Here is a 13325-nt window from a genome sequence, read left to right on the forward strand (position 1 = left end):
GAGGCCGCATCAATTCCGTACAAGGCCGAAGCTTCCGGTCCTTTCAGAATAGTCATACTCTCAATATCTTCCGGGTTAATATCTGCTGCCCGGTTACCGTAATCTACGCCCCGGTTTTCCAAAGCATTGCCGCCGGCAAAATTGGCGGTACTAAAACTGTTGTTGCTAATAGGCAGGCCATCTACCACAAATAAAGGTTGGTTACTACCACTCAAAGAACTTACCCCCCTAATCGTGATGGAAGAAGAAGCGCCCGGCAAACCAGAGGTAGCATTCACCTCTACGCCGGCTACCCGGCCGGCTAAGCCGTTAATAAAGTTTTCCCGCTGGGTTTGCGCCACATCGGCTCCTTTTACTTCGGTTATCGTATAAGCAAGTGCCTTTTTCTCTTGTTTGATACCCAAAGCGGTTACTACTACTTCGTTCAGGCTTTTGGCATCAGGGGCTAAGGCAACGTTTATGGAGGCATTGTTGCCTACAATTCGTTCGGTGGTAGTCATTCCTATAAAAGTAAAAACCAGCACATCGGCCGGGGCAGCTTCAATGGAATATTCTCCATTCAGATCGGTATGGGTACCGCGTTGGGTACCTTTTACCAATATACTAACACCTGGTAAGGGTCCTTTTTCCTCGGCACTGGTAACCTTTCCGGTTATGGTTTTGGTTTGAGCATAACTAACCTGCATCAGCAGAAAAGCCAGCCCCATAAATAAAAATCGTAATTTTATTTGCATAGGTTAACAGGAAAAAAATTAAACATAAAAAGAGAATTCGACTACTTTAGAAATAAAACTTTATGGCCAGGTTAATCAATTATTCTGCTTCGAAAAGGTTCCAACTGGCTTTGCTCCTAAATGGGGAAAGGAGTTTTTCTTAATTTTATATTAAATAAATCTTTTGGGTGTAGCTGGTGGTGTAAAATTAGAAAAGTTTCTGATTATTAGATTTAAAACCAGAAATTAAATTTTTTCTAAATATTAGCTTTATAGTTGTCTATTTTTTTATTTTTTTCAATTATTCGGATTAATTAATCGCTTACCAAACCATTAAATCAATTTAGATTTGCCAAAAAGCCTATAAATAATACTAAATAAATAAGTTATAAAGACTCTAATATGCCGGGGCAGAAGAAATACAAGGAGATGGCGATCAAAAAATGGTTGTAGGTGTTCTGACTAACGCCAGTTTCTAGCATAATAGAAAAAATTTAAGAATAAAATGAGGCATTTTCCGGATAAACTCAGGGAAGAGCAATTAAATGAGCAGAACTAAAATTAACCAGCGCTCTATCCGCCTATAGTCGACATCGATTCAAAAACCGGCAATAATAACTGGCGGGATTCTTCGGCTTCGAAACCATCTTTGGTGCGGTTACCAAAAGCCTGGGCAAGCAACTGAACTAAAGTTTGGCCGGTGGCACCGCTACGTAGTAAATCCCGGATATTGAACACATCGGTACCATAAAGGCAAGTTTTAAGTCCGCCCTGAGCCGTTACCCGAATGCGGTTACAAGTACCACAGAAAGTACGCGTGAAAGCAGCAATAATTCCAATATTACCGGCATAGCCCGGAATAGCATAATGGTTGGCCGTGGCGTTAGGCGCATCCGAAATTTTATAAATACCCGGGAAAGCCGCTTGTAGTTCGTCTAAAATTCGCATAAAATGCCAGTTAAGCACCGGTTGCGTATTACCTCCTCCGTTAAAAGGCATTTCTTCAATAAAACGCACCGATACCGGGTATTGCTCAGTAAGTTGGGCCAGCGGCACAATATCCTGGGTATTCTGTCCTTCCATTACCACGGCGTTTATTTTAACTTTTATATCGTGTTGCAGTAAAGCATGAAAAGTTTCCATTACCCGGGCCAGTTCATCGCGACGGGTAATTTTAAAAAAACGTTCCTGATCTAAAGAGTCCAGGCTTAGGTTTATAGATTTAACTCCCAGTTCTTTTAGCTCCGGAATATAAGGCGCCGTGAGTACACCATTGGTAGTAATGTGTATTTCTTCTATACCCGGAATGGCTTTTACCCGGCGTAAGAACAACATAAGATCTTTACGCAAAAAAGGTTCGCCACCGGTAATCCGGACCTTGCGAATACCCATTCCGGCCAAAACCCGCAGCATCCGCTCCATTTCTTCGTAAGTAAGCAGATTTTTCTTGGGCAGATAGTCTATGCCTTCCTCGGGCATACAATAAAAACAGCGCAGGTTGCACCGATCGGTTACCGCCAACCGTACGTAATCTAAAACCCGACCGTGATTATCAACTATCATGTTTTGCATTTGCTTCTCCTCCCCAAAACTCCCGAGGTGGAACTTAAGTTCAGGCTTCTGACATTTATATAGCACAAGTTAACTTAAAATTAGATAAATTGTATCATAATCGAGGTTTTATTAGATATGCAGGTTAAAATAGCTTTATTTGGCATAACAAAAGAAATAATTGGGGCTTCTAAACTGAATTACCAGTTAAACGAAACAGCCAATGTTAATCAGTTACTAAACGCCCTTAAAGCAGAGTATCCAGCCCTACAAAAACTCACTTCGCTGATGATTGCGGTAAACGATGATTATGCTACGCCTGAACAAACTTTATCAGCGCACGACGAAATTGCCTTGATTCCGCCAGTTTGTGGGGGGTGATATTATGCAATATTTATATTGTTGGATTTTCGATTGTTAAATTTGAAAGCCCATCGAATAGTCGAATATCGAACCGCAAATAATCTAAAACTATGATTGCCATAACCGAAGACCCAATAAATACCCAAGCCGTAATAGATGCAGTCCAGGCCGATGGTGCCGGAGCCATCAATGTATTTATTGGTACCGTTCGTAACCAGACGCAGGCCAAGCCAGTTATGCAGCTTGATTTTGAAGCTTACGATTCTATGGCTGTAAAAAAAATGCAGGAAATTGCAGATCAGGCTGCGGCCCGCTGGCCCATTCAGAAAGTAGCCATTGTGCACCGGAAAGGCTCCTTACAAATTGGCGAAGCCGCCGTGGTAATTGCCGTTTCTACTCCGCACCGCAAAGCTTCTTTCGAAGCTTGCGAATATATTATTGATACCCTCAAGCAAATTGTACCCATCTGGAAAAAAGAAAAGTTTGAGGATGGCGACGTATGGGTGGCAGCGCATCCGTAGGTAATATCTACTCTCCTCCTCTTTCTAACTCCTGCACTGTTCTTTCGTAAGCCACCGGGTCGTTTACGTTGCGTAGTTCTGCCACATCCGGAATAGTTAATAGCTTCACATCAGAGTTAATTAAGGCCTTGCGCGGGCAGGAATAACCTAAACTTAAAAACTCCAGCAATCGGGCATAACTGCGGGGTTCCCAAATGGTGAGCAAAGGCTCCGGAAATTTATTATCTGAATCGTAGAAAGCCGTTGCCATTTTAGTTGAATCGCGGTGTTTCACCAGGTAGGCCAAAGTATCGGCACTTAAAAAAGGTAAATCACAGGCCATGGCCAACCAGGCTGCATTAGGATTGAATTGTAATGCTGTTAGAATGCCGCCTTTAGGGCCAAGGTTCAGGAACTTGTCTTCTAAATAGGGTAGCTTTCCTTCTACTTCTGAAACTTGAGCAGCATTACACGACACGTAAGTTTCGGCACAATATTTACTTAACAACTGGTGCACGTGCGTGCGCTGGTCCAAGCCGTGGTATTGCAACAAACTCTTATCCTGCTGCATCCGGGTACTCTTACCGCCCGCCAGCACCAAGCCGTGCAAAGGCGGAATTCCTGTCTGGTAAAAAGCTTCAACAAAAGAAGTAATATCCTGAATATTGTTAAGCGGTAAAACCGGCACCTGGGCAAAATCTGGCACGTGGTTCTGAATATAAGCCGGCACTTCGGTTACACCCTCGGCCAGTAAAATCAACTGCACATTGGTGAGTTTATCCAGCTTTTTCTCCAGGGGCTTGGCCGGATCAATTACGATTACCTGGGATTGGGCTAGAAAATGGTTGCCGTTTACCAATACTATATCCGCTTCCCGAAACAAAGCTTTTCTTTCGAAATCATTCGGGGCAACTTTATAGTCAAACCGGTGGAAAGTAATTTTATCGGTATATTCCAGGGAGGCGCCATGGGCCAAAGCCGTACTTAAATCTGTTCCATTTTGGGCTTCCGCATCGGCGCTTTTATGGTCGGCATCTACGTAAGCTACTTTTAGCTTATCCGCTAAAGCTTGGGTAACCGCAAAGGCTAGCTTTTTAATATTGCCGCAAGGGGTGCCCAAAATGGCCAGCTCTACCCGGCCAAAGTGCCCCAGGTTAGGCCTTGCTAAATTGGTATGTTTCTGGTGCGGTTTTTTATTTTCGTTCAAAGTCACTTTTCCCTCCGGTTTTGGTCATGAGTTTAGTTTCTTTAATTACAATATCGTGCGAGAAAGCTTTGCACATATCGTAAATGGTTAAGGCCGCCACGGTGGCACCGGTTAAAGCCTCCATTTCGACGCCGGTTTTGCCGGTAATGCTGGCCGTGCAGTCAATTACTACCTCGTTCGCTTCGTTTACCCGAATATTAAATTTGCAGCTTTCCAAGCCCAACGGGTGGCACAACGGAATCAGGTCGGCCGTTTTTTTCGCGCCCATGGTACCGGCAATAATGGCGGTTTGAAATACCGGACCTTTTTTCGTCTGGATATCGCCATTGGTAAGATGTTGCATAATTTCTTCGCCCAGCACCACAATGCTTTGGGCTTGTGCTACCCGTTTGGTTTCAGTTTTGGCACTTACATCTACCATGGCGGGGTTGTTGCTCGCATCCAAATGCGACAATGATTTTTCTCCTTCTTTCACGTCAGGTTATAAACTGTTTAAGTTTTTGGTAAGCCAATATTTTTCTTAAATGAAGCTTAGCGGGTTACGGGAGGGCACATGGGTTATTTTAATGCCAGGTATTTTTGGCTTTAACCAGGCTACTATCCATTCGGCCCCGGGCTCTTCACTTACGGCGTGGCCCAATAATACCAAAGCTAATTTATGCCCTTTGGCCCGGGCATCCCGCACGTACTCTACCGTTTCCCACTCCTGCGCTTCCCCTACCATAATTACATCTGGTCTTTCTTTTATCATTTCCTCAATATGCCTTCTGCCACCGGCAGCACCCGGCATAAGTAATATACGGCTGCACGATTGCGACAGGTCACCAATGTACCGGACAGTTTGGATGCCCAACTTTTCTTTGGCATGGGCAATTAAGGCTTTTAAGGTAATGGCCGGAATTACAAAACGATTACGCACTTCCGGGTTGTAATATTTCTGCCAACCCAAAGCAACTACCAAGCCGGTTTGTACGCCATCGGGCTTGTGGCTATGAATATAATCGTGGTTCCGCCAAACCGCAATATTATGTTTTTTCAGCAAATCGGCTTTATACTGGTATACATCGTCCTGTTCCAGCCAGGTGGTTTCGTCGAGGTGGTTATAATAGGTAGGCTCGTGCGCAATAATAAAGTTAGCTCCTAAACTAATTGCTTTTTGAATGACCTCTAAAGTAGCAAACATGGTGGTTACAATACCGGTAACTTTGGTATCTAAACTGCCAGATTTTAGAGTATCTACGGTTTTATCAAAAGGAGCATTTGGCACTTCTTTCAAAAACAAATCTATTATCTGCCTTACCGTAAAAGTTTGTTTTTCCTGCAATAAGCCCTCGGCCAATGTAACCACCGGCGTGGCCAGCAGCACGGAAGCACCAATGGTTTTACTTACGGAAGTTAGGAATCTTCTTCTTCCGGGTTGGTTAAAGGCTTTATTAAGCTTTTTGAAACGGCTCATTGGCATAGCAGCTTTAATTAATTTTTGAATCAGGGTACAGGAACCTCTAAAATCGTAAGTTTAAAATAAAAACAGGCAATTTTCTTTTATAACAGACCTAAAAATGTGCTTAGGCCATATTGCCCACTTAAAAGGCATTAAATATTATGAATTTATCAACTTACAAAATGCTTCATTTCTGAAGAGCGTTCAGCTTCTTAATAAATTGTATTTAAATTTACGAACAGGTACTGCAACATTGGCGGATAACCTAAAATATTTACAGCACCTTATGAAATTAAGAATTCAGGGTAACAGTTTGCGCATGCGGGTTTCCGAAGCCGAGTTGGACCAGTTCAGAGAAACCGGCCAGGTAGAGGAGGCAATAGCCTTTGGTCCAACGGCAGCACAAAAGCTACGCTACGTTCTCTTAAAAACGCCCGAATGCAGTAATTTACAGGTTACTTTTAACCCAAACGAGGTTACTGTACATGTACCCGAAACAACCGCCATTAACTGGGCCAACTCCGAGCAAAATGGCTTTGCAGGCTTTATAGATAACGGCACGCCAAAGGGTTTAAGAATTCTGGTCGAAAAAGACCTGGATTGTTTTCATTAAGCCAGTGAACTTATACTGGTACTTACTTCCGGAAACTAAAGAACGGATACACCTCTCCGGCCCGGAAATAGTTTTGGTGCTGGGGTAATTCTAAAAAGCCATCGGCATAGAGCAGACCGGCAAAATCGCCGGAGCCACCAGTAGTTACGGGCTTTGCCGTAAACATACCGCTGGTACCTATCCCCAGTCTTACCGGTAAAAAGTAGGTCAGGTTGGGTTTAAAAACAACCTCATCCTGTAAAATTGCTTTAGGCATAGTGGCGGCAGCTGTTCCTAAACTAGCTCGTACCCACGGCTGTACATATTTGTAAAAGCAAACAAACGTAGAAACCGGGTTACCCGGCAAAGCAAACACTACCGGCCCATTGGGGATGCGGCCAAACCAGAAGGGTTTGCCGGGCCGTTGTGCCACTTCATGAAAAAGCTTTTGTACGCCTAATTCTGCCAGCACCTCCGGCACAAAATCAGCTTTCCCTTTCGAAACCCCGCCACTTAGCAATAATACGTCATACCGGGACAACAAAGCTTTAACCTCTGTTAACAAAGCCGCTTTATCGTCGCGTAGGTGAAAACGCTCGGCGCTTACCCCTTGTTCCTGCAGTGCCGCCTGTAGCATATAACTGTTCGATTGGCGGATTTGGTGCGGCAGCGGCACTTCTGATACAGCTACCAGTTCGTCGCCGGTAGATATAATAGCCACCTGCGGCGTTTGGGTAACCTGCACTTTGGTTTTACCAACCGTGGCAATCACGGCAATTTCAGCCGGCGATAACAAAGTACCACCGGATATTAGCAAATCAGAAGCCCGGCGGTCGGAACCTTGCTGGTGTACATTCTGCATCCGGCCTTTTGGCGCCGCAAAAACGTGGGCATAGCGGACGCCGTTTCGTTCAAATATTTTCAGGTCCTCGTATCTAATCACCGTATCCGTATTTGGCGGCAATATTGCCCCGGTCATTACTTCCAGGCAATTATCAGTTTGCCGTAAAGCCGTGGGCGGGGCTCCGGCTAATTGCACCCCTTCAATCCGAAACGTATCTTCTCCGGCTTGGAAACTACGGAACTGAATGGCAATACCATCCATGGTTACCCGGTAAAAAGGCGGAAAATCCCGGTCGGCATAAATGGGCTCCCCTAGAACCCGGCCGTTTGCCTCGGTTAAAGCAACTTCGGTGACAGGTAAGGTTAAAGTATTTTCCTGGATTATGCGGGTGGCTTCGGCAACAGTAATCATATCTTGCAAACGAGTGCCAAACCTACAAATTTTATTTCGGGTAGAAAAAGAGCCTTCTAAATAAGTATGCTGAATCTGGTTTTCCAACCATTGCGTTGGCGCTAAGGTTGAACTTATGCTGGCGCCAGAGTTAAGCGAAGCGTCACTGGTGTCTTTAAGTACAAACCAGTCTTCTGACTGGCCGAAAATATAATTTTATTTCAGTAATTCTGAAAACTTACCTGCATGTAATGGCACAAGTCTCGCTGTGCTTAAGACTTGTGCCATTCGTGGGCTGATGTTGGTTGAGATAAACCTAAGCGGCTATTTCGCTTGAATTTGCGGCCATAAGTCGGAACTCACTTTTGGGTGCATCACAAAGCGAACAGGTGTATTCAGCTGGTAAATCGGCAAATGGTACACCGGGCGGAATAGCCCCGTCACCAAAAACAGGGTCATACACCGTGAGGCAATGCGGGCACTGGTGCAGGTCTGGCTGGGGTTTGCTTTCCACAATGGGCTTCGGCAATTTTACTTCCGGCTCGTAGTTAAGCTGCTCGTAATACAGGCAACTCAATTCCATCAGCAAAGGCGCTAAATCTTCTTTCAGCACATCCTTGGCAAAGGTAATATACTGGCGTTTATTCGGGTTGAAGTCCTGACAATACAGTACGTTGTAGGTATCCAGTAAATCGTATTTATCGGCGTACTGCGAAACCGGATTCTTCTCGATTACTATGACCGTAAATAATACCATCGGTACGGTTTTCACGGCAAAGGTTAAGCCTTCGGTGCTGATATCGTTCTGGTCGAAAGTTCTTACCAGGTAGCGTTTTAACTGCAAAGCTTCTTCGTCGAGGACCGGTAAGTGCCAGTTCAGTTCCAGCGACGAGTGCCGCATGTTGATGCCGTGTTTCCCCAGCAGCTTTTCGTACTTAATTTTATCTTTTTCCGCAATACCTTTTATAATAAATGATTTCCAGGGCGTAATGCTGATTTTACCAATATTGGTTTCGACGCATAAATCGCATAAAGCTTTCAGAAACTTAATGGTATAGCAGTTGTTGCGCCAGTAAAGCCCCAGCCAGTATTTATCCCCGGCCATTTTGTTCATGCCTTCGTACGATGGGAACGGCGTTTTTGAGAGCTCTAACCCACCATCCAACGGCCGATTATTTGCTTTCATGCACGCGTTGGCCTGTGAGAATAATTCGTTAACGGGCAAATTCGGTTGCGCCAAATATACTTCTTCCAACGCCTTCACAGTGCGCACCACATCAAAAGTAAAAACCAAAGCCGGCCACAGTACCAGTTCATCGCCCAGTTCGGGTAAACTCAGATAAAGGTACCAGTAGTTATCCTGTTTAGAAGCGACAAAGTTCAGGTTGCCGGTAAACAACGGCACTAAGGTTTGGCGCGGATCGGCAATATTTATCTTAAGCTTGGTGCGGTACTGCTCAAAATCATCGAGGATATAGAGGTAGGTATCGGAATGCAGCCAACTGATATTGGGCAACATATCGGCGGCCACATACGAGCTCACAATATTTTGGTAATTATTCCCGTCAAAATCGTACTCAGTCCGGATAGCTTGGAAAGTATGGTCCAGAATAGTTTTGCTGCGGATATTAACCGGGAATAAAATATCTTGGCGGGAGCCGAAATGAATATTTTCGTTGCCAAAGTCTTCGGCCGTTTCCAGAATTCTTTTCATGTCGCCGGGCGATACGACGCCGCCTCTGGCAAATACCCGAATTAAATCATTCTTCTCCATACCTTTTAATTTCTACTTACTGCTGGCGCGAGGCTCCGCCTCGTGTCTATTTTTTATTAGGCCTCTGGCCGATAATCTATTTAATTATATGCTAGCGGCCAGAGGCCGGATGAAAGCGTCACGAGCGGGACGCTCGCGACAGCACAGTAGTTATCAATAATTTTTTTACCCTTCCGCCCTCCGGGCACCTTCCCTAAACTAGGGAAGGAGTTTGGGGCTAATACATGAGTTAGACCTAAGCTTGGTATTAGCCGGGTTCCCCGCCTATTTTAGGAGGGGCTAGGGGTGGTAAATTTCACACTACCACCGCATCCATTGAAATCATATTTTCCAGAATATTCTTCACTTCCGGTTTGCAGCTACCGCAGCCCATGCCAGCGCCGGATTGCTGACAGAGCTGGCGGAATTCGGTGCAGCCGCCTTTTATCATATTGGTAAGGTTGCCTTCGCCTACGTTGTTGCAGGAGCAAACCAGCTTACCCAACACCGGGGCGGCGGCCTTGCCCGAGCGAAGCAATTCCATCCGCTTTTCGGATAGCTCCAGCTTGTTTTCAATAAGGGTTTTAAACTCGGCAAACTCGCTTTTATCCCCCATTAAAATGGCACCCACCAGGCGATCCTGGTGAATAATACACTTCTTGTAGTAACGCTTGGCTTTGTCGGTGAAAATTACTTCTTCGTATTCCGGGTTATTATCCGGCACTTCAACCATACCTAAGGAGCATAAATCCTGACCCGACAGTTTTAGAATATTCATGAAGATGGAACCGGAATAGTAGCTACTCTGGTCGCCGGTCAGGAAACGGGCGGCAACATCGGCCTGGGCTTCGGCGGCCATTGTAATTCCGTTTACTACCCCGTTAAACTCGGCTACCTCACCCATGGCAAAAATAGCCGGGTCGCTGGTCTGTAAATATTCGTTTACTACCACGCCCCGGCCGCACTGGAGCCTGGCTTCCAAGGCTAACTCCATATTCGGGCGGGTGCCGATGGCGTACACCGCAGCATTACAGGTTATGGTTTTGCCGCTTTTTAAATTTACCACCAGACCGGGCTCATTTTTGTTCGGGAAAATGGTTTGCACCTGGTCGTTAAAATATACCTGAATGCCCAATTCTTCTACATACTCCCGGAGCAAATCGCCGGAAATCTGGTCGAGTTGCCGCTCCATGAGGCGGGAGCTTAATTGCACAATGGTAACGTTGATGTCTATTTCGCTCAACGAAGCCGCCAGTTCCAGACCCAGCAAACCGCCCCCTACGATTACCACGTGGCCTTCGTAGTTCAGGAAAGTCTTCAGGCGGTCGGCATCGCCGCGGTTACGCATAGTAAAGATGCCCGGCAAATTCATCGGCACATCTTTGGGAACAAAGGCCCGGCTGCCGGTGGCAATTATTAATTTATCGTATGTATGTTCCTGGCCTTTGGTATCCTTAACCGTTTTTTCTTCGCGGTTAATGGCGGCTATGCCGGTGGCCTGGTGCAGATGCACGTCCAGTTTAGCTAGTTCGCCGGCTTTAAATTTTTCGAGTTGCTGCCAGTCCAAATGCCCGTTTAGGTACTCCGGTAATAATACCCGGTTATAAAACGGATATTCTTCCTGCGAAAACACGTGAATTTCGTCGCGGCGGTTTTTCTCCCGGTACGTATTAATTAACCGGTACGCGGCTGCCCCTGCCCCAATAACCACCATCTTCTCGAAAGGCTTTTCGTACTTCTGTACCTGTACCGCCGAGAATTTGAAATCTGGTTCTTTCGATTTAGGGTCTACTAAATTATTAGTGAGGTTATTCGTCCGGCCAAAGTCGCGGTTTAATATTTTGCCCCAGTGCATCGGCAGGAAAACCACACCGGTTTTGATATCGGTGGTTAATACCGCATTTACACAAACCGTACCCCGGGCACTAATAATTTCTACGGTATCACCGTCATTAATGCCGCGCAAGGCTGCATCAATCGGGTTTATTTCGATGAAAGGTTTGCTCAGGTGCTGGTTTAGTTTGTTAACCTTACCGGTTTTGGTCATGGTATGCCACTGGTCGCGGATACGGCCGGTGGTGAGCACCAAAGGAAACTCCCCGGTTAATGGTTCGGACTGATTAACCACGCTGGCCGGTGTATGAATCTGGGCCCGCTGGTTAGGGGTATAAAACTTTTTATCCTGAAACAAACGTGGTGTGCCAGCATTGCCGCTGACTGGTACCGGCCACTGAATGGTTTGTTTTTCTTTTAAGATATCATAGGTTAAGCCGCTCACATCAATATTGGTACCTTTGGTTAAGCCGGCATGCTCTTCGTAAATATCGCCTACGCTTTTGTAATCAAAACCCGGGAACTGCATTTTCTGGGCAAAGCGGCATAATATTTCAACATCCGGCAGGGCTTCGCCGGGCGGGGGCAATACGGCATTGAGGTAACTGATGCGGCGCTCCGAATTGGTCATGGTCCCTTCTTTCTCCAGCCAGCCGGCCGCCGGTAATACCAGGTCGGCGTATTGTAAGGTATCGGAGCGGCCCGAAATATCCTGCACCACCACAAAACGGGCTTTCTTTAAAGCGGCTTCTACCATGCCGGCATCCGGTAAGCTCACCAACGGGTTGGTACAAATAATCCAAACGGCTTTTACTTTGTCGTCGCGCAGGCCTTCGAATAATTGGGTAGCCGTCAGGCCTGGTTGTGCCGGTACATCCGGTACACCCCAGTAATCAGCTACTTCCTGGCGGTGCACCGGGTTGGCTAAATCGCGGTGCGCCGAAAGCAGGTTGGCCATACCTCCTACTTCGCGTCCACCCATAGCGTTGGGCTGACCAGTTAAGGAAAAAGGGCCGGACCCGGGCTTGCCAATGTGCCCGGTAATCAGCGACAAGTTTAGTAAAGCTAAATTTTTATCAACCCCAATCACGCTCTGGTTCAAGCCCATAGCCCACATGGAAATAAAGCCTTTGGCTTGACCAATGTAGGTAGCGGCTAACTTAATATCAGCTACCGAAACGTCACAGATTATGGCCGCTTCCTCTAGTGAATTCTGCAGCACAAACGCTCTGAATTTTTCGAAACCATCAGTATGCTGCGCGATAAAGGCTTCATCAATAAAATTTTCATATATCAGGTGCCGCGCGATGGCATGGTACAGCACAATATCAGTGCCGGGGTTAATTTGCAGGTGTAAGTCAGCCAGGGCGCAGGTTTGGGTGCGGCGGGGGTCTACCACCACAATTTTAACATCCGGGTTTTCTTCTTTGTGTTTTTCGATGCGCCGGAATACAATGGGATGGCACCAGGCCGGATTGGCGCCGGCAATCAAAAAGCAATCAGCTAATTCAATATCGTCGTAGCAGGTGGGTACGGCATCTTCGCCGAGGGCCATTTTATACCCTACTACCGCTGAGCTCATGCACAAGCGCGAGTTGGTATCGATGTTGTTCGTACCCAGAAAGCCTTTTACCAGTTTATTGGCAACGTAATATTCTTCGGTTAAGCACTGGCCAGAAGCATAAAAGCCCACTGCATCGGGGCCGTATTTGGCAATAATAGATTTGAATACTGCCGCTGCCCGGTCCAGGGCCGTGTCCCAGTTTACCCTTTGCCGCGGCTGATTTTTGGCCCAACGCATTTCGGGGTACAACAGCCGGTCGGAGTAATCGGAAGCTACATAATGTAAGTTTAAGCCTTTGGAGCAAAGCATGCCTTTGTTGGTGGGGTGCTCGGGGTCACCTTCTACCCGGATTTTACCTTTGGCATCCTGCTGCACGATAATGCCGCACCCTACTCCGCAGTAAGAACACGTGGTTTTAAAGCTTTTTTCTTTGCTCTTTTTCATTTTGGTTGTAAGCTTTTTAGCTTGTTAAGGCTAATAATATTCTGTTGGTTAATCTTTTGAAAGATTTCATCTTTCAATGTACAGGTGCTAAAGGTTGGCTACTTCCTAAGTTAGCTCCCGGCCGCGCGGC

11 protein-coding genes are annotated in these 13325 nt (G+C 46.1%); 3 read left to right on the plus strand and 8 right to left on the minus strand.

Translation table 11 applies throughout. The features are described 5' to 3' along the window. Positions 1 to 734: carboxypeptidase-like regulatory domain-containing protein (locus ACO1R6_RS09595; RefSeq protein ID WP_486264248.1), on the minus strand; the 734-nt coding region annotated here is incomplete at its 3' end. A 552-nt stretch (positions 735 to 1286) separates the two neighbouring features. Further along, the gene (moaA, locus tag ACO1R6_RS09600) at positions 1287 to 2276 is read right to left on the minus strand and encodes a GTP 3',8-cyclase MoaA (protein WP_486264249.1); all 990 of its coding nucleotides are present in this window, start codon (positions 2274 to 2276) and stop codon (positions 1287 to 1289) included. Between the two features lie 126 nt (positions 2277 to 2402). Here moaA and ACO1R6_RS09605 point away from each other — a divergent pair, with 126 nt between their 5' ends. Beyond that, complete coding sequence (locus tag ACO1R6_RS09605; protein WP_486264250.1) at positions 2403 to 2645, plus strand: MoaD/ThiS family protein; 243 nt, start codon at positions 2403 to 2405, stop codon at positions 2643 to 2645. A gap of 92 nt (positions 2646 to 2737) precedes the next feature. Continuing rightward, a complete protein-coding gene (locus tag ACO1R6_RS09610) occupies positions 2738 to 3148 on the plus strand; it encodes a molybdenum cofactor biosynthesis protein MoaE (RefSeq protein WP_486264251.1) in 411 nt (136 codons plus the stop codon). 7 nt (positions 3149 to 3155) lie between these two features. On the opposite strand, the gene ACO1R6_RS09615 is transcribed toward ACO1R6_RS09610, so the two are convergent. The 3 genes from ACO1R6_RS09615 to ACO1R6_RS09625 all read right to left on the minus strand — a co-directional run bounded on the left by ACO1R6_RS09615 (position 3156) and on the right by ACO1R6_RS09625 (position 5790). Then, positions 3156 to 4340 (minus strand): NTP transferase domain-containing protein, encoded by a 1185-nt coding sequence (locus tag ACO1R6_RS09615; protein ID WP_486264253.1) that lies wholly within the window; start codon positions 4338 to 4340, stop codon positions 3156 to 3158. Continuing rightward, on the minus strand, positions 4321 to 4755 hold the full coding sequence (gene moaC, locus ACO1R6_RS09620) for a cyclic pyranopterin monophosphate synthase MoaC (RefSeq protein WP_486264263.1): 435 nt from the start codon (positions 4753 to 4755) through the stop codon (positions 4321 to 4323). Before moaC ends, ACO1R6_RS09615 begins: the two co-directional genes overlap by 20 nt. Before the next feature lie 99 nt (positions 4756 to 4854). After that, entirely contained in the window at positions 4855 to 5790 is a 936-nt protein-coding gene (locus ACO1R6_RS09625) for a Nif3-like dinuclear metal center hexameric protein (protein ID WP_486264255.1), read from the minus strand. A 271-nt stretch (positions 5791 to 6061) separates the two neighbouring features. Between ACO1R6_RS09625 and ACO1R6_RS09630 the strand changes: the two genes are divergently transcribed. After that, positions 6062 to 6388, plus strand: coding sequence for a DUF7009 family protein (locus tag ACO1R6_RS09630; protein WP_486264256.1), 327 nt, complete (start codon positions 6062 to 6064; stop codon positions 6386 to 6388). Between the two features lie 22 nt (positions 6389 to 6410). Here ACO1R6_RS09630 and ACO1R6_RS09635 read toward each other — a convergent pair whose 3' ends face one another. From ACO1R6_RS09635 to ACO1R6_RS09645, 3 genes are all read right to left on the minus strand, one after another. After that, positions 6411 to 7709, minus strand: coding sequence for a molybdopterin molybdotransferase MoeA (locus ACO1R6_RS09635; RefSeq protein WP_486264258.1), 1299 nt, complete (start codon positions 7707 to 7709; stop codon positions 6411 to 6413). Between the two features lie 208 nt (positions 7710 to 7917). After that, positions 7918 to 9375 (minus strand): rubredoxin, encoded by a 1458-nt coding sequence (locus ACO1R6_RS09640; RefSeq protein ID WP_486264260.1) that lies wholly within the window; start codon positions 9373 to 9375, stop codon positions 7918 to 7920. 295 nt (positions 9376 to 9670) lie between these two features. Next, on the minus strand, positions 9671 to 13195 hold the full coding sequence (locus ACO1R6_RS09645; protein WP_486264262.1) for a molybdopterin-dependent oxidoreductase: 3525 nt from the start codon (positions 13193 to 13195) through the stop codon (positions 9671 to 9673). Positions 13196 to 13325 lie beyond the last annotated feature (130 nt).

This window comes from Adhaeribacter sp., assembly GCF_057359045.1.

What these genes read in the sequence shown, in the direction of transcription:
- moaA (WP_486264249.1), bottom strand. Translation starts at nt 2,276, where the DNA reads ATGATAGTTGATAATCACGGTCGGGTTTTAGATTACGTACGGTTGGCG.
- ACO1R6_RS09605 (WP_486264250.1), top strand. Translation starts at nt 2,403, where the DNA reads ATGCAGGTTAAAATAGCTTTATTTGGCATAACAAAAGAAATAATTGGG.
- ACO1R6_RS09610 (WP_486264251.1), top strand. Translation starts at nt 2,738, where the DNA reads ATGATTGCCATAACCGAAGACCCAATAAATACCCAAGCCGTAATAGAT.
- moaC (WP_486264263.1), bottom strand. Translation starts at nt 4,755, where the DNA reads ATGGTAGATGTAAGTGCCAAAACTGAAACCAAACGGGTAGCACAAGCC.
- ACO1R6_RS09625 (WP_486264255.1), bottom strand. Translation starts at nt 5,790, where the DNA reads ATGAGCCGTTTCAAAAAGCTTAATAAAGCCTTTAACCAACCCGGAAGA.
- ACO1R6_RS09630 (WP_486264256.1), top strand. Translation starts at nt 6,062, where the DNA reads ATGAAATTAAGAATTCAGGGTAACAGTTTGCGCATGCGGGTTTCCGAA.
- ACO1R6_RS09640 (WP_486264260.1), bottom strand. Translation starts at nt 9,375, where the DNA reads ATGGAGAAGAATGATTTAATTCGGGTATTTGCCAGAGGCGGCGTCGTA.
- ACO1R6_RS09645 (WP_486264262.1), bottom strand. Translation starts at nt 13,195, where the DNA reads ATGAAAAAGAGCAAAGAAAAAAGCTTTAAAACCACGTGTTCTTACTGC.